Source organism: Actinoplanes sp. NPDC049118, from assembly GCF_040648555.1.
Classification (GTDB): domain Bacteria; phylum Actinomycetota; class Actinomycetes; order Mycobacteriales; family Micromonosporaceae; genus Actinoplanes.
The window spans coordinates 144509-167091 of the sequence record NZ_JBEZDY010000010.1 but is presented as its reverse complement, the minus strand read 5'-3'; the positions used below and the strand labels follow the sequence as shown (position 1 = coordinate 167091).

16 protein-coding genes are annotated in these 22583 nt (G+C 74.1%); 9 read left to right on the top strand and 7 right to left on the bottom strand.

Annotated features, from left to right (window positions below; translation table 11 throughout):
• Positions 1-75: 75 nt before the first annotated feature.
• A complete protein-coding gene (locus tag AB0B58_RS17700) occupies positions 76-3024 on the bottom strand; it encodes an Ig-like domain-containing protein (protein ID WP_360224511.1) in 2949 nt (982 codons plus the stop codon).
• Positions 3025-3193: 169 nt separating this feature from the next.
• A complete protein-coding gene (locus AB0B58_RS17695; protein ID WP_360224509.1) occupies positions 3194-4093 on the bottom strand; it encodes a LysR family transcriptional regulator in 900 nt (299 codons plus the stop codon).
• A 71-nt stretch (positions 4094-4164) separates the two neighbouring features.
• Between AB0B58_RS17695 and AB0B58_RS17690 the strand changes: the two genes are divergently transcribed.
• The 3 genes from AB0B58_RS17690 to AB0B58_RS17680 are packed head-to-tail and all read left to right on the top strand — an operon-like array spanning position 4165 to position 8465.
• Entirely contained in the window at positions 4165-5265 is a 1101-nt protein-coding gene (locus tag AB0B58_RS17690) for a TDT family transporter (RefSeq protein WP_360224507.1), read from the top strand.
• Between the two features lie 12 nt (positions 5266-5277).
• Positions 5278-7032: a dynamin family protein gene (locus AB0B58_RS17685; RefSeq protein ID WP_360224505.1), complete on the top strand. Its 1755-nt coding sequence runs from the start codon at positions 5278-5280 to the stop codon at positions 7030-7032.
• Positions 7029-8465, top strand: a complete 1437-nt coding sequence (locus tag AB0B58_RS17680; protein ID WP_360224503.1) for a dynamin family protein — start codon at positions 7029-7031, stop codon at positions 8463-8465. The genes AB0B58_RS17685 and AB0B58_RS17680 overlap by 4 nt, the downstream gene beginning before the upstream one ends.
• Before the next feature lie 150 nt (positions 8466-8615).
• Here the strand turns inward: AB0B58_RS17680 and AB0B58_RS17675 are convergent, their stop codons facing one another.
• On the bottom strand, positions 8616-10133 hold the full coding sequence (locus AB0B58_RS17675) for an SPFH domain-containing protein (protein WP_360224501.1): 1518 nt from the start codon (positions 10131-10133) through the stop codon (positions 8616-8618).
• Positions 10123-10890 carry a hypothetical protein gene (locus AB0B58_RS17670; protein WP_360224499.1) on the bottom strand — a complete coding sequence of 256 codons (768 nt, stop codon included), beginning with the start codon at positions 10888-10890 and terminating at the stop codon, positions 10123-10125. Before AB0B58_RS17670 ends, AB0B58_RS17675 begins: the two co-directional genes overlap by 11 nt.
• Positions 10891-11124: 234 nt before the next feature.
• On the opposite strand from AB0B58_RS17670, the gene AB0B58_RS17665 reads away from it, so the two are divergent.
• Positions 11125-11715, top strand: coding sequence for a GNAT family protein (locus AB0B58_RS17665; protein WP_360224497.1), 591 nt, complete (start codon positions 11125-11127; stop codon positions 11713-11715).
• A gap of 33 nt (positions 11716-11748) precedes the next feature.
• Here AB0B58_RS17665 and AB0B58_RS17660 read toward each other — a convergent pair whose 3' ends face one another.
• From AB0B58_RS17660 to AB0B58_RS17650, 3 genes are all read right to left on the bottom strand, one after another.
• On the bottom strand, positions 11749-14565 hold the full coding sequence (locus AB0B58_RS17660; RefSeq protein WP_360224495.1) for an Hsp70 family protein: 2817 nt from the start codon (positions 14563-14565) through the stop codon (positions 11749-11751).
• A 73-nt stretch (positions 14566-14638) separates the two neighbouring features.
• Positions 14639-15703, bottom strand: coding sequence for a hypothetical protein (locus AB0B58_RS17655; protein WP_360224493.1), 1065 nt, complete (start codon positions 15701-15703; stop codon positions 14639-14641).
• A 25-nt stretch (positions 15704-15728) separates the two neighbouring features.
• Positions 15729-17255, bottom strand: a complete 1527-nt coding sequence (locus AB0B58_RS17650; RefSeq protein ID WP_360224491.1) for an NlpC/P60 family protein — start codon at positions 17253-17255, stop codon at positions 15729-15731.
• A 182-nt stretch (positions 17256-17437) separates the two neighbouring features.
• Between AB0B58_RS17650 and AB0B58_RS17645 the strand changes: the two genes are divergently transcribed.
• From AB0B58_RS17645 to AB0B58_RS17625, 5 genes are all read left to right on the top strand, one after another.
• Positions 17438-18058: a response regulator transcription factor gene (locus AB0B58_RS17645; RefSeq protein WP_360224489.1), complete on the top strand. Its 621-nt coding sequence runs from the start codon at positions 17438-17440 to the stop codon at positions 18056-18058.
• Position 18059: 1 nt separating this feature from the next.
• Positions 18060-19988, top strand: coding sequence for an ATP-binding protein (locus tag AB0B58_RS17640; protein ID WP_360224487.1), 1929 nt, complete (start codon positions 18060-18062; stop codon positions 19986-19988).
• A complete protein-coding gene (locus tag AB0B58_RS17635) occupies positions 19969-20535 on the top strand; it encodes a DUF4255 domain-containing protein (RefSeq protein ID WP_360224485.1) in 567 nt (188 codons plus the stop codon). The genes AB0B58_RS17640 and AB0B58_RS17635 overlap by 20 nt, the downstream gene beginning before the upstream one ends.
• Before the next feature lie 93 nt (positions 20536-20628).
• Positions 20629-20961 (top strand): hypothetical protein, encoded by a 333-nt coding sequence (locus AB0B58_RS17630; protein ID WP_360224483.1) that lies wholly within the window; start codon positions 20629-20631, stop codon positions 20959-20961.
• Positions 20962-20975: 14 nt separating this feature from the next.
• The gene (locus AB0B58_RS17625; RefSeq protein ID WP_360224481.1) at positions 20976-22583 is read left to right on the top strand and encodes a phage tail sheath C-terminal domain-containing protein; all 1608 of its coding nucleotides are present in this window, start codon (positions 20976-20978) and stop codon (positions 22581-22583) included.

Sequence of the window (22583 nt, the reverse complement as noted above, 5' to 3'; positions counted from 1 at the left end):
TTTGCACATCTCGATCCCGCATCGACCATGGCGTGCCGTATTCGTGACCCCGAGCGGGTGAATTCGCCCGTCTGGTCAGGTGTGTGGCCTGAGCAGGGTGATCCGGTTCGCGCCCAGCTCGGTGACGTACAGGTTTCCGGTCGCGGTGTCCTGGGCGACGTCGAGCGGCTGGCTGAAGCCGGTCAGCCCGGCGAGGCCGGTCGTGCGGTTGCTCAGCGCGCCGCTCGGCGCGACGTCGAACGTCTCGATGTCCTGTCCCGCCGAGTAGCGGACCACCAGCAGTTTGCCGTCCAGCGCGCCGCCGCGGTACTCGATGGCGCCGTTGGCCGAGGCATGCAGGCCCGCGTCGTAGGTGCCGGCCAGGTCGAAGCCGGGGTCCGGCAGGGTGCCCACGGGGTACGCGCCGACCTGGAACGCGTCGGTGCCCGCGGTCGGGTTGCCCCCGGCCAGGACCCACTCGCAGCGCAGCGGGTTCGGGTGGCCGTAGTAGCGGCCCGGCTTCACGTCGAACACGTAGTCGGTCTCGGCGGTGGGCACATTGGTCAGCGCCGGCACGGCCGGCCCGGTGTAGCCGCGGCGGGCGCAGGACGCGGGCAGCGGCGTGGGGGTGGCGGGGGTGTTGCCGCCCGCCGCCGAGCCGTTGGTCGGCGCGTACAGGTGGCCGTTGCGGTGCCAGACCAGGTCGAACGCGTTGCGGACGCCGGTCGCGTGGATGGTCAGCGGCGCACCGGCGGCGTACGGGTCGTAGCCGCCGCCGTCCGCGGTCCGCACGTCGAACGGCGTACCGGTGAAGGCCGCCGGGTCGAGTCGCAGCACCGCCGCGCTGAGCAGCCGCTCGGGCCGGTTTCCCCAGGTGGAGTCGGCCGCGCCCATCGCGTTGTTGGCGCCCTGCGAGACGTACAGCGCGCCGTCGGGTCCGAAGGCCAGCGAGTTCGTCTCGTGGTCCTTGACCGAGCGTGGCAGGCCGACCACGACCGGCGCGTAGGTGCCCAGGCCGGGACCGCTGAGCCGGCCGATCCGGCCCGACCAGTCCGGCACGTTCAGCGGCCCGACGTACTCGTAGTTGTCGGTCACCCAGAGGTTGCCCGCCGGGTCGAAGGCCATGCCGATCACCGTGCGGGCCGGCGCGCCGGGCAGGCCCAGCGCCGCCGCGTTGTCGCGCACCGCGGTGATGGTCGTCGCCGCGCCGAGGGTGCCGTCGGCGTTGATCGCGAAGCGCAGGATGCGCCCGTCGAGGGTGCCCGCGTACAGGCGGCCGTCGGGGCCCTTGACCACCGTCGTGAAGGGTGCGCCGGTCGCGACGCCGACCACCTTGTCGAAGCCCGGGCCGCCGGGACCGCTGCCGGCCCCGGTCGTGAACACGATCGAGTACGGGGTGAAGGCCCGCCCGCTCACGTCCCGCACCCCGGAGCTCAGGGTGAACCGGTACGCCGTGTTCGCCGCCAGCGGGGAGTTCGGCGAGAGGTTGACGACGTCCCCGCCGCCGCTGGTGATCACGTTGGCGGGCACCGCCGCGCCGTCGCCGACCCGGGTCAGCGTCACCGTCGTGCCGTTCAGCGTCGCCTGGTCGACTCCGCCGCCCGGCAGCACCAGGTCCTCGACGACGCTGGTGGTCGGCGCCACGCCGGTGGCGCCGTTCGCGGGCGTGCTGGTCCGCACCCCGGGCAGGGCGCCGGCGCCCGGGACGCTGGCCACGTCCACATAGTTCAGCTTGGTGTTGGTGCCGCCGGCCGCGCTGAGCGTGAGCCGCCCGTCGGCGACCGTGACCGTCCGCGTCGCGATCGCGTGCCTGGTCGACGCGGCCGGCGCGAAGGCGGCGACGGCGTTCTGGTCCTCGATGCCGAGCCAGTGCACGCTGTCGAGCGCGGTGCCGGCGTCACCGACCGCGGCCGTCACCGTGTAGGTGCCGTTCGGCACGGCCGCCTCCCAGGAGCCGGGCGTGGTGACGCCCGCCGAGCCGGCGGGCAGCTGGGCGTGCACCAGCGTGGCGAGCCGCACGTCGCTCTGCCCGGCCGCCGGGTTCCGGTTGCGGCCGTTGCCGGCGAGGCTCAGCGGCGTCGTCGTGCCCGGCTGCACCCAGCCGTACCCGCGGGCGGCCGTGAACGCGTCGCCGGAGTCGCGCACGTAGCCGGCCGGTGGCGCGGTTGCGGCGTCGGAGAAGTTCACCCGCAGCGCGAAGGCCGCCGGAGTCGCGGTGACCGTCGCGGACCGCGCGGACTCGGCGCCGGCGGTGTCCACCGCCGTGACGGCATAGCCGTACGCGGTCCCGTTGCCGACCGCGGTGTCCAGCCACGACGCCCGGGTCAGCGGCGCCGGGCCGGAGACGAGCGCGCCGCCCCGGTAGACGCGGTAGCCGGCGATGTCGGCCGCGGTCGACGCCGTCCAGGCCACCGCGACCTGCGAGTCCCCGGGCGTCGCGGTCAGGCCGGCCGGTGCCGCGGGCGGCCCGACCCGGGCGATCTCCACGTAGCTCAGCTTGGTGTTGGTGCCGCCGATCGCGTCGATCGTCAGCCGGCCGTCGCCGACCGCCACGGTCGCGGTGGCGGTGCGGAACTCGGCCGCGGCGGTCGAGACGAACCCGGAGACCACGGCGACGCCCTCGGCCCGGATCGTGTGCGAGCTGTCGTACGCGGGCCGGTCGCCGACCGCCACGGTCACCTGGTAGCTGCCGGCCGGCAACGCGTACTCCCAGGCGCCCGGCGTCGCCACGCCGGCGCTGCCGCCGACGTCGCCGTACTGGAGGTGGATGAGGGTGTTGAGCCGCGGGTCGATGCCGGCCCGCGCGCGGTCGCGGGTGTTGCGGGTCAGGTCCAGCGGATCGTGGGTGCCGGCGACCACCCAGCCGGACCCGCGCGCCGCGTCGAACGCCAGGCCCGTGTCGGCGGTGTACCCGGCCGGCACCGCCGACGCCGCGGGCTGGAAGTCGACCTTGGCGACGGGCGTCAGGGCGGCCCGCGCGGGCGCCACCGAGGCGAACGGCGCGGCCAGCGCGAACAGGGCCACGATCCACAGACGACGATGCACGGCGATCCCCCAGACCGGTCCTCACCGGACCGGTGTCAAGCTCGCACGATCATCGCCCTGGGGAATCTGTCAGGAATCCGTCGAAGTCATTGCCGCAGCTCAGGCCGGGAGTCGTTTAGTCCGTGCCCGATCACTGCGCGGGAACACCGAGACCGGCCAAATGCGGAGATCAGCGGTGCCGCCGGGCGATCGCGTACAGATCGCGGGCCGGACCGATGAGCTGGTCGCCGGCCGGCCAGACCGCGCGCAGGTGCCGCTGCAGGAGCATCGGCGCCGGCACCGCGACAAGCGTCCCGGCGGCCAGCTCGGCGGTGACGGCCAGCGAGCTGAGCACCGCGGCGCCGCTGCCCGCCGCGATCGCGTGCTTGATCGCCGTCGTCGAGGACAGCTCCAGCAGCGGCGCCTCCGCCGCCAGCGGCCGCAGCGCCTCCTCGAACGCGCGCCGGGTGCCCGAGCCCGCCTCCCGCGACACCAGCGGGGTCGCGGCCAGCTCGGCCGGCGTGACGCCCCGCCGCCGCTTCGACCACGGGTGACCCGGCGCCACGACGACCACCAGCCGGTCGGCGGCGACGTCCTCGGCGTGCAGCCCGGCGGGCACGTCCGGGCCCTCGACGAAGCCCAGCTCCACCTCGCCCGCGATGACGGCCGCCGCCACCTCGGCGGAGTTCGCGGCCCGCAGCGTCACGCTCAGCCCGGGATGCCCGGACCGCAGCGCGACCAGCCACGCGGGCAGCAGATACTCCGCGACGGTCTGGCTGGCGGCGACCGCGAGGCGGCTCTCGTGGGTGGTGCGCAGCGCGGCGGCGCCCGTGGCCAGCGCGTCGGCCGCGTCCACGGCCGCCCGGGCCCAGTCGGCGACCAGGGCGCCCGTGCCGGTCAGCGTCGAGCCGCGCGGCGAGCGGTGCAGCAGGGTCAGCCCGAGCCGGCGTTCGAGCTCGCGCAGGCGGGCGCTCGCGGCCGGCTGGGAGATGCGATGCGCGGCCGCCGCGCGGCCGACGCTGCCCAGCCGGGCGACGCTGAGCAGCAGGTCGAACGGGGTGAGATCGGTGACCTGCGGCGGCAGAGGCATAACCGCAGCCTATGAGGCATGAGGGGCGGGACGGCTACCGGGGCGGCGCGGGAGACCGGACAGTGGGCATCATGACCGCCCTGCTGGAGCGACCGGCCCGCACCGTACCCACGATCGTGTTCGGCCCGAACTGGTTCGCCAGCGTGATGGGCACCGGCATCGTCGCCACGGCCGCCGCCGCCCTGCCGGTGCACGTGCCGGGGCTGCGCACCCTGGCCACGTACGTGTGGGCGCTGGCCGCGGCGCTGCTGGTCGTCCTGGTGGTCGCGGCGCTGCGGCACGCGACAACGTACGCGGACGACCCGGTCCTGGCGCAGTTCTGGGGAGCGCCGCCGATGGCGCTGATGACCGTCGGCGCCGGCGCGCTGCTGCTCGGCCGGGACTGGCTCGGCGAACCCGTCGCCGTCGCCGTCGACCTCGTGCTCTGGACGGTGGGCACGGTGCTCGGGCTGGTGGTCGCCGTCGCGGTCCCGTACCGGATGATGACCCGGCACCGCGTCGGGCCGGACGCGGCCTTCGGCGGCTGGCTCATGCCGGTGGTCTCGCCGATGGTCTCCGCCGCCGGCGGCGCGCTGCTCGTCCCGCACGTTCCGGCCCGGGCCGAGCTGCTGCTGGCCTGCTACGCGATGTTCGGGATCAGCCTGTTCGCGGCTGTCCTGGTGATCGGGCAGATCTGGGGCCGGCTGGTGCTGCACCGCGCCGGCCCCGCCCGGATGGTGCCGACGCTGTGGATCGTGCTCGGCCCGCTCGGACAGTCCGTCACCGCCGCGCACCTGCTCGGCCGCGCGTCCGATGGCGTGCTGGCCGAGCCTTACGCGACCGGCGCACAGCTGGCCGCCGTGCTCTACGGCGTACCGGCGCTGGGTTTCGCCCTGTTCTGGGCGGCGCTGGCCGCCGCGATCACCGTGCGGACCGCCCGGGCCGGGCTGCCCTTCTCGCTGACCTGGTGGAGCTTCACGTTCCCGGTCGGCACCGTGGCCACCGGCGCGAGCGGCCTCGCCCTGCGCACCGGCTCGGGCATGCTGGCCGCCCTCGCCGTCCTGCTCTACGCCGGGCTGGTCGCCGCCTGGGCGGTCGTGGCCGTCCGGACGCTGCGGGGGCTCCGGCGGGGTGACCTTCTGAAACCGGCGCCGACCGCGATAGGGTCTGAGCAGGCCCGCGTCGAGGAGTAGTGAGGGAGCCGGTTGGCCACGGACCTGCTCGCCGAGCTGGACGGCGCGCGCCGCCTGGCCACCGCAAACGACCGGCCCGACCTAGCCGAGCGGCTGGACCGGGCCGTCGAGCGCCTGCGCGCCGACGACGTCGCGGTCGCCGTGGTCGGCGAGTTCAAGCAGGGCAAGAGCACGCTGGTCAACGCCCTGCTGCGCACCGACATCTGCCCGGTCGACGCCGACATCGTCACCGCGGTCCCGACCGTGCTGCGCTTCGGCACGCCGCCGTCGGTCACCCTGCAGATCCCCGCCGAGGACGGCACCCTGAACCCCGTCGGCGTGCCGTTCGGCGACCTGCGCCGGCACGTCACCGAGGGCGCGCCCGCCGCCGACGGCGAGGCCGCCCCGCGCAGCGTCGAGGTTCGCCTGGACCGGCGGCTGCTCGGCGCCGGACTGTCCTTCATCGACACGCCCGGCGTCGGCGGCCTCGACTCCGCGCAGGGCAACCTCACCCTCGCCGCGCTCGCCACGGCCGGCGCGGCGCTCTTCGTGACCGACGCGGCGCAGGAGCTGACCGCACCCGAGGTCGACTTCCTGCGCCGCACCCTGGAACGCTGCCCGAACGTCTGCTGCGTCGTCACCAAGACCGACCTGCACGGCGAGTGGCGGCGCATCGTCGAGCTCAACGCCGGCCACCTCGCCAAGCAGGGGCTGGACGTGCCGATCATCGCCGTCTCGTCGTTCCTGCGGCTGCGGGCACAGGCCCGCGACAGCAGCGAGCTCAACACCGAGTCCGGCTTCCCCCGCCTGGTCGAGCTGCTGCGCCGCGACGTCCTCGGCACGGCCCGGGCCGGGATGCAGGCCGCGGCGCGCGCCGAGCTGGCGTTCGTCGTCGAGCAGCTGCGCGAGCGCGTGGCGGCCGAGCAGGCCGCGGCGGAATCGCCCGCCGCGGCGGCCGCGATCACCCACCGGTACGCGGAGCGCCAGCGCCGCACCCGGGCCCTGGGCTCCTGGCAGACCGTCCTCGGCGACGGCATCCAGGACCTCACCGCCGACGTCGACCACGACCTGCGCGAACGCCTGCGCGGGCTGCTGCGCAGCGGCGAGGAACTGCTCGACGAGTCCGACCCGCGTGACACCTGGCGCGACTTCCAGGCCTGGGCGGCCCGCGAGGCCACCGCCGCCGCCGTCGACAACCTGATGCTGCTGGTCACCCGCACCGAGCAGCTCGCCCGCGACGTCGCGGAACGCTTCGACCTCGAGTACGACAGCCTTGACGTCGACCTACCGTCCCCCGAGCAGGGCCTGGGCAAGGTCGGTGAGCTGGACGTCAACTTCCACAAGTCCGGCATGCAGCAGTTCCTCGGCGCGTTCACCGCCGCCCGGGTCACCTACGGCGGCTTCTACATGCTCGGCGCGCTCGGCGCGCTGTTCAACGTCGCCGTCGCCGCGCCGATCGGGCTGCTCGCCGGCATGACCCTGGGCCGCCGGCTGATCAAACAGGAGCGGGAACGCCAGATGCAGCAGCGGCGCCATCAGGCGAAGGCCGAGCTGCGCCGCTACGTCGACGACGTCACCTTCCACGTCGGGCGGGACTCGCGCGAGGCGGTCCGGCGTACCCAGCGGTTCCTGCGCGACGAGTTCGCGGCCCGGGCGGCGGCGGTCGACCGCTCCGCCGCCGCGGCCGCGGCCGCCGTACGCGAGACCGCCGCCCTGCCGGAGGCCGCCCGGCAGGAACGAGCCCGCCAGCTCGCGTCCCTGCGCGGCGAACTGGACCGGCTCAGATGAGCGCACCCACCCTGCTCTCGCAGGTCCGCGCGCTGCTCGACCGGGCGGGTGCGGAGACCGCCGATCCGGCCGTGCGCGTCGCGATCGCCGACGCCCGCCGACGCCTCGACGAGCCGCTGCGCGTCGCCATCGCCGGCAAGGTCAAGGCCGGCAAGTCCACCCTGCTCAACGCCCTGGTCGGCGAGGGCCTGGCGCCGACCGACGCGGGCGAGTGCACCCGGATCGTCACCTGGTACGCCGACGGCCCCACGTACGCGGTCACCGCGCACCTGACCGACGGCAGCACCGAGGCGCGGCCGTTCAACCGGGTCGACGGCGCGGTGCGGATCAGCCTCGGCCGCGCCGCCGAGCAGGTCGACCACCTCGAGGTGCGGGTACCCAGCGCAAGGCTGCGCCGGCACACCCTGATCGACACGCCGGGCATCGCGTCGCTGTCCACCGACGTGTCGCTGCGCACGATGGCGTTCCTCGACGCCGAGGGCGAGCGCGCCGCCAAGACCGACGCCGTCATCTACCTGCTGCGCCACATGCACGCCAGCGACGTCCGCTTCCTCGAGTCCTTCCACGGCGACGGCCTCTCCAGCGGCACCCCCGTCAACGCCGTCGGCGTGTTGTCGCGCGCCGACGAGATCGGCGGCGCCCGCCTCGACGCGATGGAGGCGGCCGCCCGGGTCGCCGGCCGGTACGCCTCCGACGAGCGGCTGCGCCGGCTCTGCCCGGTGGTCGTCCCCGTCGCGGGCCTGCTCGGCGCGGCCGGGGCGACCCTGCGCGAGGACGAGTACCGGACCCTGGCCGCGGTGGCCGCCGAACCCATGGCCGACGTGGTGGAGCTGCTGCTCACCGCGGACCGCTTCGCCACGTCGGCACCCGAGCGCCGCCAGGCCCTGCAACGGCTCGGCCTGTTCGGGGTGCGGCTCGCCGTTCGGCTGATCCGCGAGCGCAAGGTGCACGACTCCGCCGACCTGGCCGCGGCCCTGACCGAGCACAGCGGCATCGACCGGCTCCGCGAGGTCTTCACGGCCCAGTTCGTCGGCCGCAGCGAGGTACTCAAGGCCCGCTCCGCGCTGGCCGTGCTGGACGAGTTCCTCGCACCGGGCTCGCCGCTGGCCGCCGAGGCCGAGCGGATCCGGGCCAGCGCGCACGAGTTCGTCGAACTGCGGCTGCTGCACCTGGTCCGCTCGGGGCGCATGCCGGGCACCGAGGGGCAACTGGCCGACATGGACCTGCTGCTCGGCGGGGCGGGCGGCGCCGCGTACCACCGGCTCGGGCTGCCGGCGGACGCGCCACCGGCCCGGATCGCGACGGCGGCCCAGGCCGCGCTGGCCCGATGGCAGGGCGTGGCAGAGCACCCGTTCACGCCCCGGGAACTACGCACGGCCGCCCGCGCGGTCGCCCGCAGCTGCGAGGGCCTCCTCGCCGCCGTCTCCCAGTAGCGCAGGACCGGCCGTGACGACGAACGGCGTCGTCAGAGCCGGGCGGACACCTTCTCGGCGAGGTCGGTGACGCGGGCGACGTCGGCGGCCTATCGAGTTCACGGCTGAACTGCTTCGTTCTGACCGCGCCGGTCCGGTGGCCGGCCCCATCTAGTCGTCCGCGTACGTTTTCACCAGGACGCGGAGCATCTCCCGGGCCTGGGCGAGCGGCATCACCGACAACATCCGCTCGGCTGCATCTCCGCCGACGACCTGCGGAACCCGCAAGCTGCCCATCTGCTCCACGACGCGTTCCACGGCCGCCCGGTAGGGGCCCGCCAATTCGATCTCCCGGCGAAGCCGCTCCACCTCCCGCTCACCTTGCGTCTGAGTCGCGAGCCGGGCGACCTCGGCTTCCATGTGGACGATGCTGACAGCCGGCGATTGACGTTCCTGTCGCCGGATCTCCCTGATCAGCTCGACGTTGCGCCCGGCAAGGGTCCGTTGCAGATCGACGACCTCCGGTTCGTGTGCGACAGGTTCACCCACGGTCGTCTCGCCCGCGACGACACCCCAGGGTGTCAGCGCCTCACCTATCCTGCTCTCCAGCCGGGACCGCACCTCGCTGATGCCGAGGATGAAATCGATGATCTGGTACGCGCCGACCGCCTCTGCGAAGAAGCCGTCGACGGTGGCGCCGAGCACCCGACCGACGAAGCGCTGCACCGCCGCGCGACCGGCCGAGCGCGGCTCGGCGCGTTCGCCGTCTCCGAAGCGGCGGACGATCTCCGGCGCCGCCGACGCCGGAATTCTGATGGTCTGCGCCAGTTCCAGGGTGAGGCGGTAGCCCTGGATGACGACGGCTATCGGCTTGAGCGCGTGGTCAAGGCCGTCCTCGCGTACGGCGGAATGCTCCGTCCACTCGAGAAGCAACTCGCGTGTCGGGATGGTGGAGACGCGTGCGAACCACGGGTTGATCGCGTGGGTGCCCGGCTCCAGGGTTGCCGGGCGCGCCTGCCCCACGTCGAGCGCGACCACCACGCCGACGTTGCCCTCCGGGACCAGGACCTCGCGCAGGTCGTCGCGGGTGAGCCCGTGCCGGGCGAGCAGCTCCGGCCGGTCGACCGTGATCACCTCGAACAGATCCGGGTTGATGCTGTAGTAGGCGCCGCCCGGCAGATGGGCGAGCTGCCTGCCCCGTTCGCCCCCGCCGTCGAGGAACGCTGCCCCGTCCTGAAAGTGGTCGGCGCCCTCGACCCGCCTGCCGGGGTGCTCCGGAGATCGGGCAGCGCCGGCACGGGCGTCCACGAGGCCGATCGTTCCGGCCGGCACGTGGACCTGTGGAACGTAGCGCACGATGTACCGCAGCGGATTGAGCCAGCACCGGGTGCGCGGCGCAAGTGCGTTGGGCGGAGATCCGCCGCGGCTTCTCCGGCGTCGCACGATCCCCACGAAGCGGTCAGGGACGTCGACGAAGCCCGTCAGTCCTCGGAGGAATTCCGGAGACCTCGCGCCGCGCCGGGGATGGGACGGCGGGGTGGCGACCGCCTCGTCGGTGGCGACTGCGGACAGTTCGTTCAGCAACGCCGGCGAGGCGCCGTACTCGGCGAGCGTTTCCAGGAAGGAGTGCGTGACCGTCCCGGATCGGATGGGCGGCCGCAGCTCGTACCCCGGGAGGTCAGCGCCCATGCGAACCCCACCAGCCGGCGGGGGGAGCGCCGACGCGAGCCAGGCCGGTCGCCGCCCAATCCAGGATTCGGGAGATCTCCTCGCTCTCCAGATCGGCGGGTTTGAGCATGCCACTGACCAGGATGCAACCGTCCGGCCGTCCGGCGGCGTCGAACGTCGGGCTCGCGACGACGCCCTCGGGAACGCCCTCAGGCTGCGCCGAGCGGCGCAGCTGACCCCAGCTCAATCCCAGTCGCTCAGCCGCGCTCCGCTGGTTCCACGCGGCCGGGCCACGCCGCGTCGCCTCCCGGACGAACTCCCGCCACTCCATGGTCAGGATCATCTCCGTCGAGAAGGACGTGCCGACCACCCCGACGCCGATGCGCACATCGGTGGACAGGTCGGCGACCTCCGAGCCCGCCATGAACGCACCGATCAGGGACAGCCGCCGGCCCCGCACCCGCCGGCGCAGGCGGTAGTAGCGGACCGCGACGTTGTTGAACGGTGCACCCGTGGCTTCCACGACCCGGAAGGCCGTGCCGCTCAGCACGACGCGCAGATCGTTGTCGAACCTGCTGATCCGGCGCGCCTGGACAGCGCTGTTGACCGACCTCACCGCGTCGTAACAGACGGCCACCGCGACCACCGCCACGCTCATCCACTGCAACGCCGTTCGCTGCGCCCAGAACGAACGGCTGGGCAGCTCCAGCTGGGCGAGGGTGACCACCGCGCCGGCCGCGGCCAGGACGGCGGCACGGGCCAGCTGGACGATGAGCACCGCTGTATTGTGGACCACCGCGATACGCAGCGTAAACCTGGCAGGACACCGAACCGGCCAGGTGAGTCAAGGGCCGTCGCCCGCCGCGTCCTGGGGCAGCACGGACCAGGCCCGGCTCGCAGGCGGACCGCGTGCGAGCGGCGGCCGGCCGTGCTGTTCGCTCGCAATGAGACATTGCCGCGCACTCTCCTAAACCGGTTTGCGGGGGCCCGGTGGTTGCACGATCATCGCCCGATGGCCGTCGATTTCTCCGTCAAACCCATCCTCACCGGTGACAAGGTGAGGCTGCGGCCCTTCGCCGCCGGTGACTTTCCGGCGATCAGGGCCGCGCTGCTCGATCCGGAGGTCGTCCGGCTCACCGGCAGCCGGCCCGTGACCTGGGACCGGGAGACCGAGGAGCGGACCCGGGACTGGTACGACACCCGCGGCGCGCAGGACGACCGGCTCGATCTCGCCGTCGAGGACCGGGCGACGGGCGGCTGGGCCGGCGAGGTGGTCCTCAATCAGTTCGACCCGGACAACTCCTCGTGCAACTTCCGGGTCATGTTCGGCCCGGGCGGCAGGGACCGCGGGCTCGGCACCGAGGCGGTCCGGCTGACCGTCGGGTACGGCTTCGCGCGGCTCGGCCTGCACCGGATCGCGCTCGAGGTGTACGACTTCAACCCGCGGGCCCGCCGCGTCTACGAGAAGGCCGGCTTCGTCGCCGAAGGCGTGCTGCGCGACGCCCTGCGCACCCCCGAGGGCTGGGTGGACGCGACGGTCATGGCCATCCTCGCCGACGACTGGCGTGCGCTGCCGGAGGAGCGGCGGGCGCGGCTCGGCTGATCCGGGCGCGGCGGGTGCCCGCGCCCGGTCGGCTCAGGACCAGCAGGGGTGACCCTCGCGGGCGTCGCCCTGGGTGAGGGTCTCCTCCTGGCTGCCGTCCGCCTTCATTACGGTGATCTTCGGCTTCTCCAGCACGCCGCGGGTGAACGCCAGCCACTCGCCGCCCGGCGCCCAGGACGGGTCCATCTCCCGCTCCTCGTCGAAGGTCAGCTGCCGGGGGTCCGTGCCGTCGCTGTCGATGAGCCAGATGTCGGAGATGCCGGGCCCGGTGCCGTGGGTGTAGGCGATCGTCTCGCCGTTCGGTGACCACGCCGGGTCGTACGCGGGACCCTCGTCGCCCTTGGTGATCTGCTTGCCGGGCTCCTCGGGGTTCTCGACCGTCAGCAGGTAGATCTGCCGTTCGCCGTCGATCTCGGCCCAGTAGGCGATCGTCTTGCCGTCAGGGGACCAGGCGGGGTCGTCCTTGACGACGTTCGACGAGGTCAGCTGGGTCGGCTCGGACTCGCCGATCTTGATGACGAAGATCTGCGCCTTGCCGTCGACCTTGCGCATGAACGCGAGCTTGGTGCCGTCGGCGGACCAGGTGGTCCGGCCGCCGGTGACGTCGCCGATCACCTTCTTGGCGTTGCTGCCGTCGGCGTCCATCACCCAGATCTCGTTGGTGTCCCCGTCGAGTCTGCGGGTCAGGGCGAGCTTCTTGCGGTCCCGGGACCACTCGGGGAGCACGTCGTCGCCGTTGTCGGAGATCAGGGTGCGCTCCGGGCTGCCCGGGGTGAGCAGCTTGATGGCGGTCGTGCCCTTCGGCCAGTCCTCGCCGGTGTCGACGCGGATGAGCATGGTGTCCGTCGGATACGGCGGCGGCGGTGCGACCGACGGCGAGGCCGGGGGCTGTGCGCGGGTTCCGGTCTTCCCGTCGTCGCCGCGGTTCAGGGCGATCACGGCCGCCGTGGTGCCGGCGATGACGGCGAGAGTGAGGGCGCCGGCCATGATCAGGAGGCGGCCGTTGCGCCTCGGCGGCTCGTCCTCGCCCGCCCCCGGCGGCATCGGCGGGTAGGTGACGGGGGAGCCGGGCGCCACGGGCGGGGCCGTCCCGCCCGCCGGTACCGAGCCGAACGCCTGCGTGGTGAACGGCGGGCCGGGCGACGTCGGTGCCGCCCCGGGCACGGAGGCCGCGCCGCGCGAGAAGGCGACCGGCGTCGCCGAGCCGTAGGCGGTGCCGCCGCTGACCGGTTTGTCGGCGACGGGTGCGGCGTGCGGCTGGGCACCCGCGGCGGCCCGGCCGGGGACGACCGTGGTGGGCGGGCCGCCGGCCCCGGGCATGACCTGTGTCGCGGCGACGCTCGCGCCGTTCGCGCCGGGCTGGTGCGGCACCCCGGCCGGGGTGCCTGGAGCGGTCCGAGGCGCCTGATCGCTCGCGCCCGCGCCGGACGAGGGCCGCGGTGTCCCGGCGGCGCCCGGTGTGGCCGTTGCCGGTGCCGCTGCCGGGCCCGGGGCGGCGGCCGGAGTGGTCTGTGCCGGTGTCCCACCTGCGGCGGTGACCGGCATGGCCTGGGTGCCGGCGCCATCCGCGGCGCCACCCGCGGCGGCGGCCGGAGCGGCGCCGCCGCTGCCCGCTGCGGTCCGGGCGGCCGCCGTTTCGGCGGCGGGGGCCGGTGCGGTGACTCCCGCCGGCGTCGCCGCGGCGTTCGTGCCCGCCGGCGTTCCCGGCGCGGACTGCGGTGCCGTCTCCGTCGCGGTGCGCGGCCGGGTGGCAGGCGCGACCGCGGCGGCGAACGGCGAGACCCCACCGGTGATCAACGCCGTCGACACCGCGGCGCCCATCGCGATGCTGTGCTCCGGGTGCGGGTCGGCCACCACCGGCCGGTCGAACGCCGTCGACAGCAGCTGGCTGACCAGCGGAATCCGCGACGAGCCGCCGGCGAGCAGCACCGCGTCGAGCTCGCCCGGTGCCACCCCGGCCACGCGCAGCGCCCGGTGCATCGCCGTCACCGTGTCCTCCAGTGCGGGCGCGATCATCGACTCCAGCTCGGAGCGGTTCAGCCGGACCCGGGTGTGCAGCCCGGGCAGCGCCACCGGGATCATCACCTCGGTGTCGAAGGACAGCGCCTCCTTGGCCTCCACGCAGTCGCGGCGCAGCCGGGCCAGGGCCGTGATCACGTCCGGTTCGTCCGGGTCGAGGCCCTCGATCATGCCGCCGAGGACGCCGAGGACGTGCCCGAAGACCGCCTCGTCGAAGTCGGCGCCGCCGAGCTGCTCGACCCCCTCCGGCTCGCCGAGCAGCTGGAAGCCCTCGCCGTCGCGGCGCAGCACGGCCGCGTCGAACGTGCCGCCGCCCAGGTCGTACACCGCGACGGTCTCGCCCGGCGCGATCCTGCGGGCGGTCGCGTGCTGCAGCGCGGCGGCCTCGGGCTCGGTGCGCAGCAGTACCGGCCCGGTGTCGGCCAGCCGCAGGGCCTGGTCGAGCTGCTCGCGCTTGTAGGGCCCCCAGTTCGCCGGGTGTGTCACCGTCAGCACCGCCGGTGGGCCGGCCTGCAGCTGGGTGACCGTGTCGAGGACGTGGCGCAGCAGCTTGGCGGTCAGCGCGTGCGCCGAGAACGGCACCCCGCCGACCAGGATCGGCACCGGGTCGCCGATGCGGCGCTTGAACTCTCGCGCCAGCCGGCCCGGCTCGGTCTGCCCGCGGCGCTCGGCCGCCTCGCCGATGAGCAGGCCGCCGTCGGGGCGCACGAAGACCAGCGACGGGATCTCGGCCCGGCGTCCGCCCAGCCGGACGATCTCGACGCGCCCGTCGACGCGGACCGCCGCCGCCGTCTGGGTCGTGCCGAGGTCGACACCCAAGCCGTACTGCATCACCACAGCTCCAGACCTTAAGGGCAGCGCGCCAGCGGCGGCACCGCCGGACGGCCTGTGTCGGGGGTGGTCTTCACGGTGTGACCGTGCACTTGGGCGCCACCGCCCGCCACTGCGTGCAGAATTCCTGTGCCGCGCCGGGCGACGCGAACCCGTCGTGCAGCAGCACCCAGAATCCGGCGCCGTCGTCGGCGAGCTCGTCCGAGGCGAGGCTGTCGACCATCCGCAGGGGCATGCCCGCGGCGGCGAGCTTGGCGCGCTGGGCGTCGGCGGCCGCCCGTCCGCCGTCGGCGCCACGGTGCGGGAAGACGTCGACCAGGACGAACGGCCGCCCGACGGCCGCGGCCGCCACGGGTGCGGACGCCGCCGCGCTGGGCGGTGGGGCGGCGCGGTCGCGGCCGGGCAGCGGCATGCGCACGCCGGAGACGGCGACCGCGGCGGTGGCGCCGAGGGCGAGCACGACGGCGGCGGTCCCGGCGGCCCAGTTCGGCAGCCGTGGTCTGCGCGTGCCGGTCCCCACGGCGGTCAGCAGCGGCCGCCGGTCCTCCCCGGCGCCGTCGTGCACGGTGACGATCAGCGCGTACGGTCTCGGCGCGCCCACGAGGGGCCGGGTCGGCCTGGCCCGCAGGACGACCGAGAGCGACGCGCCCGCGTCGATCCGGGCGGCCTCGGGCCGCGCCTCGGCGCTGCCGCCCGGTGGGTCGAGCTTGGCGCTGATCCGCACGTCGGCGGCGAGTCCGCCGTCGTTGCCCAGGCGCAGGTCGAACGTCTGCGCGGCGCCGGGCCGCGGCGTCAGATCCCCGGTCACCGGCACCGGCAGTGCGACCGTGAGTAGCCCGGTGGCGAACCCCGCGGTCGCGCCGCTGGCGGTGTCCTCAGCGTGCACGGTGAACGGCACCAGCGACGCGCTCGGCGGCTGGTCGGCCGGGGCCTGCAGCACCACGTCGACGGTCGCCGTCGCGCCGGCGGCCAGCGTCGCGGTCGGCGGGTCTACCGAGGCCCAGCCGGAGGCGCGCCCGCGGGCGATGGTGATCCGGACGTCGCGCGCGGCGAGGCTCGGATTGTGCAGCGCGACCGGCACCCGGACCGCGACGCCCGGTGGCAGGGTCACGGGCGTCGCCGGCAGGGTCAGTTCCACGCCCATGATGGTTTCACCAGCGCGGTCACGGCAGGTTGGTCGGGTCGCCAACCTGACCGGCGCCGACCTGGCCGGCGGCCAGCTGGTCGGCGCCGAGCTGCTCCCCGCCGGGCAGCGGGGCCGGCTGCGGTGCGCCCGGCGCGGCGGTGCCGTGCAGCAGCGGGTTGTCCCGCGCGTCGAGCGGGTTCGATCCGGAGTTCACCTCGAGGGCGTCGCTGAAGCCGTCGGCGTCGCTGTCGCTGAGCCTCGCGTCCAGGCCGAGCACCCGCTCGAGGGCGTCGTCGAGGCCGTCGCGGTCGGTGTCGGCCTGCAACGGCGCGAGACTGCCGTCGAGGTGCCCGTCGGCGTCGCTGTCCGGCGAGCGCGGGTCGAGGCCCTGCGCCAGTTCGAACGCGTCGTTGAGCTGGTCGCCGTCGGTGTCGGCCTTGCGGGCGTCCGTCCGGTAGGTGACCATCTCCTGCGCGTCGGTGAGGTTGTCGCCGTCGGTGTCGGCGCGCAGCGGATCCATGCCCTGGCGGCGTTCGAGCGCGTCGCTTAGCCCGTCCCGGTCGCTGTCGGCGCCGCCCAGTTCGGGCGGCGGCAGGACGGCGGGCAGCGGGGCCGGTAGCGGGGTGGGCCCGGGCGCCGGCAGCGCGGCCGGGGTGGCGAGCGGGGTGCCGGTGCCGTCGGAGATGCCGGGCAGCACCGCCGCGTACTCGAAGCGGTTGGCCGCGTTCGACTCCCGCACGCCGGCCCGGCGGTTCGCGGCCTCGACCACCCGGCCGTCGCCGAGGCTGATCGCGACGTGCGCGCCCGGGGTCCGGCCGTCGCCCGGCCGCGGCTCGCGGTCGAAGGAGAAGAGCAGCGCGCCCGGAGTGTCCTTGGCCTCGGAGACCGGGATCAGCAGGCCCTTCTCCTTCAGGTGCAGGTATTGCGCGGTGGCGCCGTCCGGGATTGTCGTTCCGGCCTGATGCGCGGCCCACTGGGTGAATTCGGAGCAGTCGAAGACGTCCGGATCGTCGTCCTTCAGCTTCACCTCCGCGCCGAAGACATAACGGTCTCCGACCTGCGCTTTGGCGACCCGCAGGAATTCGTCGAGGGCCGCGTTGCCGCCGCCCTCCGCGGGTTGTACGAGATTGTTCGCCGTCCCGCCGGCGCGGTCGGCGGAGACCGTGTGGCCGTAGCCCGGCGTCCCGGACCAGACGCCGCGGCCCGGACCGTCCCCATAGGAGATCGCCGCGCTCTGCGCCTCCTCCCGGTGGCGCAGATAGCGGGCGCTGCTGCCACCGTGCGTGACCGTCCACGGTGAAATGTCCGCGCCGTGCCGGGAGACCTCGTAGGCCGCTTTCGCGTTGTCCTGTGGGTCGTAGAGGTTGTACTTGGCCATCAGGCCGGGGTGCGCGCGGCCGTTGATCTGCCACAGCCCGCGGGAGTCCTCGCCGTGCGGGTTGTGCGCCCTGCTGTTGCCACCGGACTCGGCAAGGGAGATCGCGGTCATCGTCGCGGCCTCGTCGGGGGTGAACCCGGCACGACGGGCGAAACCGTAGATCTGTTCCGCGGAGTATCTCGGCATTGCCCGAGCGTAGGGCCCCGGATCCACCGCTGTATAGCGTCATTCCGCTACCGTCCTGTGCGCAAGGCGACAGTGACGGAGTTGGATCTCCGACTAGACGAATGCCCTATTGTTCAGATCGACTTCACCGGCGCATCATGTGCCTGCGGTCGACCCGGGTTCACCGCTGATCTGGGGGGATCATGCTTTCAACAAGGCCGCCGACGGTGTGGATAGACGACAGCCACGCGATCGTCCGGCGGGGCATGGCGGCATGCCTGCAACAGGCCGACTTCGTCGTCCGGGGCGAGAGCTCGGCGCTGGCGCCGGCCCCGGTCGCGGCGGGCCTCGACGTGCTGGTCTTCGAGTACGTCGGCCCGACCCTGCGCCGCGCGGTCCGCATGGTGGAGGGCCGGACCACCCGGCTGGTCGCCACCGTCCGCGACGTCAACGAGCAGGCCGTTCGCGAGCTGGTCGACGCGGGCGTCGGCGCGGTCCTGCCGCACAGCACCCTCACCCCGGAGAACCTGATCGCCACCCTGCGCGCGGTCGTCGCGGGCTCGGTCGCGCTGCCCGGCGACCTGCTGGCGCGCCTGCTGCTGCACGTCACCCAGACCTCGAACCTCGGACCGACCGGGCTCAACACCCGGGAGCGCTCGGTGCTGCGGCTGCTCGCCGACGGGATGGACACCCGCGGCATCGCCGAGGACCTGTGCTTCTCCGAACGCACGGTGAAGAACGTCGTGCACGATGTGCTGACCAAGCTCAACTGCCGGACCCGCGCGCAGGCCGTCGCCGTGGCGACCCGCGAGGGTGTCATCTGACGTGTGGGCCCCGCTGGCGGACCCGCTGTTGCAGCGCGAGGCGCTGATCTGCCGCATGGCCGAGGGGCGGGCGCCCCGCGACTTCGCGGGTCTCTACGTCGGCGACGACGAGATCGACGGCCTGCTGGCGGGCCTGCCCGGCCTCGACGGCCCCGGCACGGACCGGGTCGCCGCGGTGCGGGCGATCGTCGCCGAGCGGATCGCCGCGGCGCGCACCGCGTTCGCGGCCGCGCTCGGCGGGTCGTCGCCGTTCGCCGCCCTGTGCCGCTCCGCCGGCCTTTCGGTGGGCGAGGCGGAGGTGCTCGCGCTGCTGGTCGCCGTCGAGCTGTCCCCGGCCCGGCAGCGGCTGGTCGCCTACGTACAGGACTCGGTGCAGCTGCCGAGGGTCACCCTGACGAGCCTGGCCAGGATCTTCTTCGAGGCGGACCACCCCGCCGACCGGGCGCTCGCGCCGGGGTCCGGGCTGCGCCGCGCCCGCCTCGTCCGGCTCGCGGGCGAGGGGCCCTGGGCGACGCTCACCGGCGAGCCCGCCGAGCGGCTGATCTGGCACCTGCGGGGCGACCCGGCGCCCGACCCCGCGCTCCCGGCGGGCACGGTCCTGGCCCCGGCGGCCGGAGCCGCGCCGAGCCGGCCGGGCGGGCTGCTCCTGGTGCACGGCGGCGACCGCGAAAGCCGGCTGCGCGCCGTGCGGTCCCGCTGGCCCGGCGCGGGCCTGCTGATCTGTGGCGCGACGGCGACCGACGCCATCGTCCGCGAGGCCACCATCGGCAACCTCGTCGTCGTGCTGCAGCTGGACGCGCCGCTGACCGCCGCCGACTCCGACGCGGTGGCCCGGGCCGGCCACCTGTGCTGGGCGTTGTCGTCGCCGGGGGAGCTGCCGCTGGAGAGCGTCCCGGCGCGGCCCTGGCAGGAGGTGCACGTGGCCGACGGGGAGGCCGACGCCGCCGACTGGGAGGCGCTGCTCGGGCGCGAGCCGGACCCCGCCTACCGGCTCAGCCGGGAGCAGCTGCGGCTCGTCGCCGCCGCGGCCGCCGCCGACTCGGGACAGCTCGCTCCCGCCGTACGGCGGCTCGCGGGTGGCCACCTCGACCGGGTGGCCGTCCGCATCAGGCCGCGCCGCACCTGGCCGGACCTGGTCCTGCCGGCCGACGAGGAGAGCCAGCTCCGCGAGCTCGCCGCGCGCCACCGCGGCCGGGAGACCGTGTACGGCAGGTGGCGGTTCAGCCCGGTGCCGTCGGTCGGCGTGGTCGGCCTCTTCGCCGGCCCCTCCGGCACCGGAAAGACCCTCGCCGCCGAGGTGGTGGCCGGCGACCTCGGGCTGGACCTGTACAAGGTGGACCTGTCGGCGGTGGTGAGCAAGTACATCGGCGAGACGGAGAAGAACCTCGAACGGATCTTCGGCGCCGCCGCCGCGGGCGATCTGGTGCTGTTCTTCGACGAGGCGGACGCCCTGTTCGGCAAGCGGTCCGAGGTCAGCGACGCACACGACCGGTACGCGAACATCGAGGTGGCGTACCTGCTGCAGCGGCTGGAGACCTACGACGGCCTGGTGATCCTGGCGACGAACCTGCAACGCAACATCGACCCGGCGTTCCTGCGCCGGATCTCGGTGGCGGTCGACTTCGTGGCACCCGAGGAGGCGGAGCGCCGGGCCATCTGGGCCCGTGCCTTCCCGGCGACGGCCCCGGTCGCGGACGTCGACCTGGACTTCCTGGCCCGCCAATTCAAGATCACCGGCGGGGTGATCAGCAACGCGGCCCTCGGCGCGGCCTTCCTGGCGGCGACCGACGGCGGCCCGATCACGATGCGCCACGCGATCCTGTCGGTGAAGCGCGAGTTCCAGAAGCTGGGCCGGCTGCGCACCGAGAAAGAGTTCGACCGCTACTTCGACCTGGTGAATCGAGACGCCGATGCTGCACCTGCTCGATGAGGCCCTGGAGGCCTTCCTGCGCGCCGAGGTCCCGCTGCCGGCCCGGGACGTGGACGTGGCCTTCGCCGCGCCGGACGGCGAATGGGCCGCGGCGCTGTCCTCGCGCCCGACGGTGGACCTGTACCTGTGGGACATCCGGCCGAACCTCGCGGAGCGCGACTACGGCGAGGTCATCGTCGAGGAGCCCGACGGCCGCCGGTTCCGCCGCGACCCGCTGCCCAGGGTGGACTGCCGCTACCTGGTGACGGCGTGGACGAGCGAGGTGCGCGACGAGCACTCGCTGCTCGGCGACGTCCTGTCGGCGCTGCTGCTGCACCCGGTGATCGGCAGCGAGCATCTGCAGGGCGCGTTCGCCGCGGTGCGGCCGCTGCCGAGCCTGCGGTTGCGCAGCGGGGACGGCTCGGAGAACTCGGACTTCTGGTCGGCGCTCGGCGGCCAGCTGAAGCCGGGGCTGGACCTGGTGGTGACGGTGACGATGGACGCGGCGATGCGCGCGACGGCGGGCCCGCCGACCGAGACGGTCACCGTCGGCGCGAACCTGCGGTAGGGGTTGCACCTTCGTCTGCACCGCCGCACCTTCTTCTGTCGCGGGCACGCGAGCAGGCTCGGCTGGTCGGCGGTGACCGGGGAGGTGCGCGCGATGACTCGGGTCCTGATGGGGGACTTCAGCGCACTGCACCGCCTCGGCCTGGAGGACATCCTGCGGATCGACGGCATCGAACTGATGGACACGGCCGGCACCGACGTGCTCGCCCGCCTGCTGGAGGCGCTGCCGGACGTGATCGTCCTCGACCTCGACAAGCGCGCCACCGAGGAGCTCGTGCACGTGATCGTGCACCGGTTCCCGGCGGTCAAGGTGGTCGCCTGCTCGTCGCGCCACCCGCTTATGCGGATCTTCCCGCCGCTGCACTACGGCGAGTTCTACGAATCCGATCTTGACCCCGCGCTGCTGGCCAGCGCGGTGCAGGCCTGACAGGGGGCTCTTACATGGCCGCGTCGTACGGCGCACCGGGCGTCTACATCGAGGAGCAGCCGAGCGGCTCCATGCCGATCGAGGGGGTGGGCACCGCCGTCGCCGCGTTCGTCGGCTTCACCGAGCGTTACGACGGCGAGCAGGGCGACCCCACCGACCCCGCCGGCGTGCGGCCGCAGCTCGTCACGAGCTGGCCGCAGTACGAACGGGTCTACGGCGGCTTCGTGCGCGGGGCGATGCTCCCGCACGCCGTCCGCGGCTTCTTCGAGAACGGCGGCAGCGCCGCGTACGTCTGCCGGATCCCCGGCACGAACGGTGCCGGCGGCGGTAACCCGACGCTCACCCTGCCCGCCGCCGACAATCCGGAGACGGCCAGCGTCAAGCTGTCCGCGGTGGACCCGGCCGCGCACCTCGAGGTCGAGGTCGTGCCGCCGCCCGCGCCCCCGGCCGACGGCGACGGCACGCCCGCCGAGTACACGCTGCGCGTCTACTCCGACGGCGCGCTGCAGGAGGAGCTCGGCGGCCTGCAGTTCAGCGGCCGCAGCGCCCGCGCGGTCGAGAGGACGGTCAACGAGCGCTCCAAGTTCATCCGGCTCGAGGTGCAGCCGCTGCAGGGTGCCACGCTGGCCGAGCGGACCCCGGCCGCCGGCCGCTACCCGCTCGAGGCGCCGCCCGTCTCCACGGTCTCGGTGACCCCGGCGGACCTGGTCGGCAACGAGAGCGAGCGGACCGGCTACCAGGGGCTGGCCATCGCCGAGAACGTCACAATGGTCGCGATACCCGACCTGGTCACCGTGGCCACCCGCGACGACGGCAGCCTCGACGAGGAGATGTTCCTCGGCGCGCAGAAGCAGCTCATCGACTTCTGCGAGGCCGCGCACAACAAGATGGCCATCCTCGACACGCCGCCCGGGCTCAACGCCTCCCAGGCCCTCGAGTGGCGCTCCCGGCTGGCCCGCGACTCGGCGTTCGCGGCGCTCTACTATCCGAACGTCGTGATCAGCAACCCGCTGGCCCGGCCCGGCGCCAACAACGGCGAGCTCTACCTGACCGTGCCCACCGCCGGGCACGTCGCCGGGGTCTGGGCCCGCACCGACGCCGCCCGCGGCGTGTGGAAGGCGCCGGCCAACGAGGCGGTGCGCGGCATCGTCCGGCTCGAGAACGACGTGACAAACGGCGAGCAGGACCTGCTCAACCCCGAGGGCGTCAACTGCATCCGGTCGTTCGGCAGCTACGGCACCAAGATCTGGGGCGCCCGCACGCTCGCCAAGACCGATCCCAGCTGGCGCTACATCAACGTGCGGCGGCTCTTCAACTTCGTCGAGGAGTCGATCCAGCGCGGGACCCAGTGGGCCGTCTTCGAGCCGAACGACTTCGACCTCTGGCAGCGGGTCAAGCGCAACATCACCTCGTTCCTGCGCGGCCTCTGGATGCAGGGCGCGCTGGTCGGCACCACGCCCGAGCAGGCGTTCTACGTGATGTGCGACGAGAGCAACAACCCGGCGTCCTCGGTGGACGAGGGCAAGCTCATCGTCGAGATCGGGATCGCCCCGGTGAAGCCCGCCGAGTTCGTCATCTTCCGGATCAGCCAGTGGCAGGGTGGCGGATCCGCGAGTGAGTAA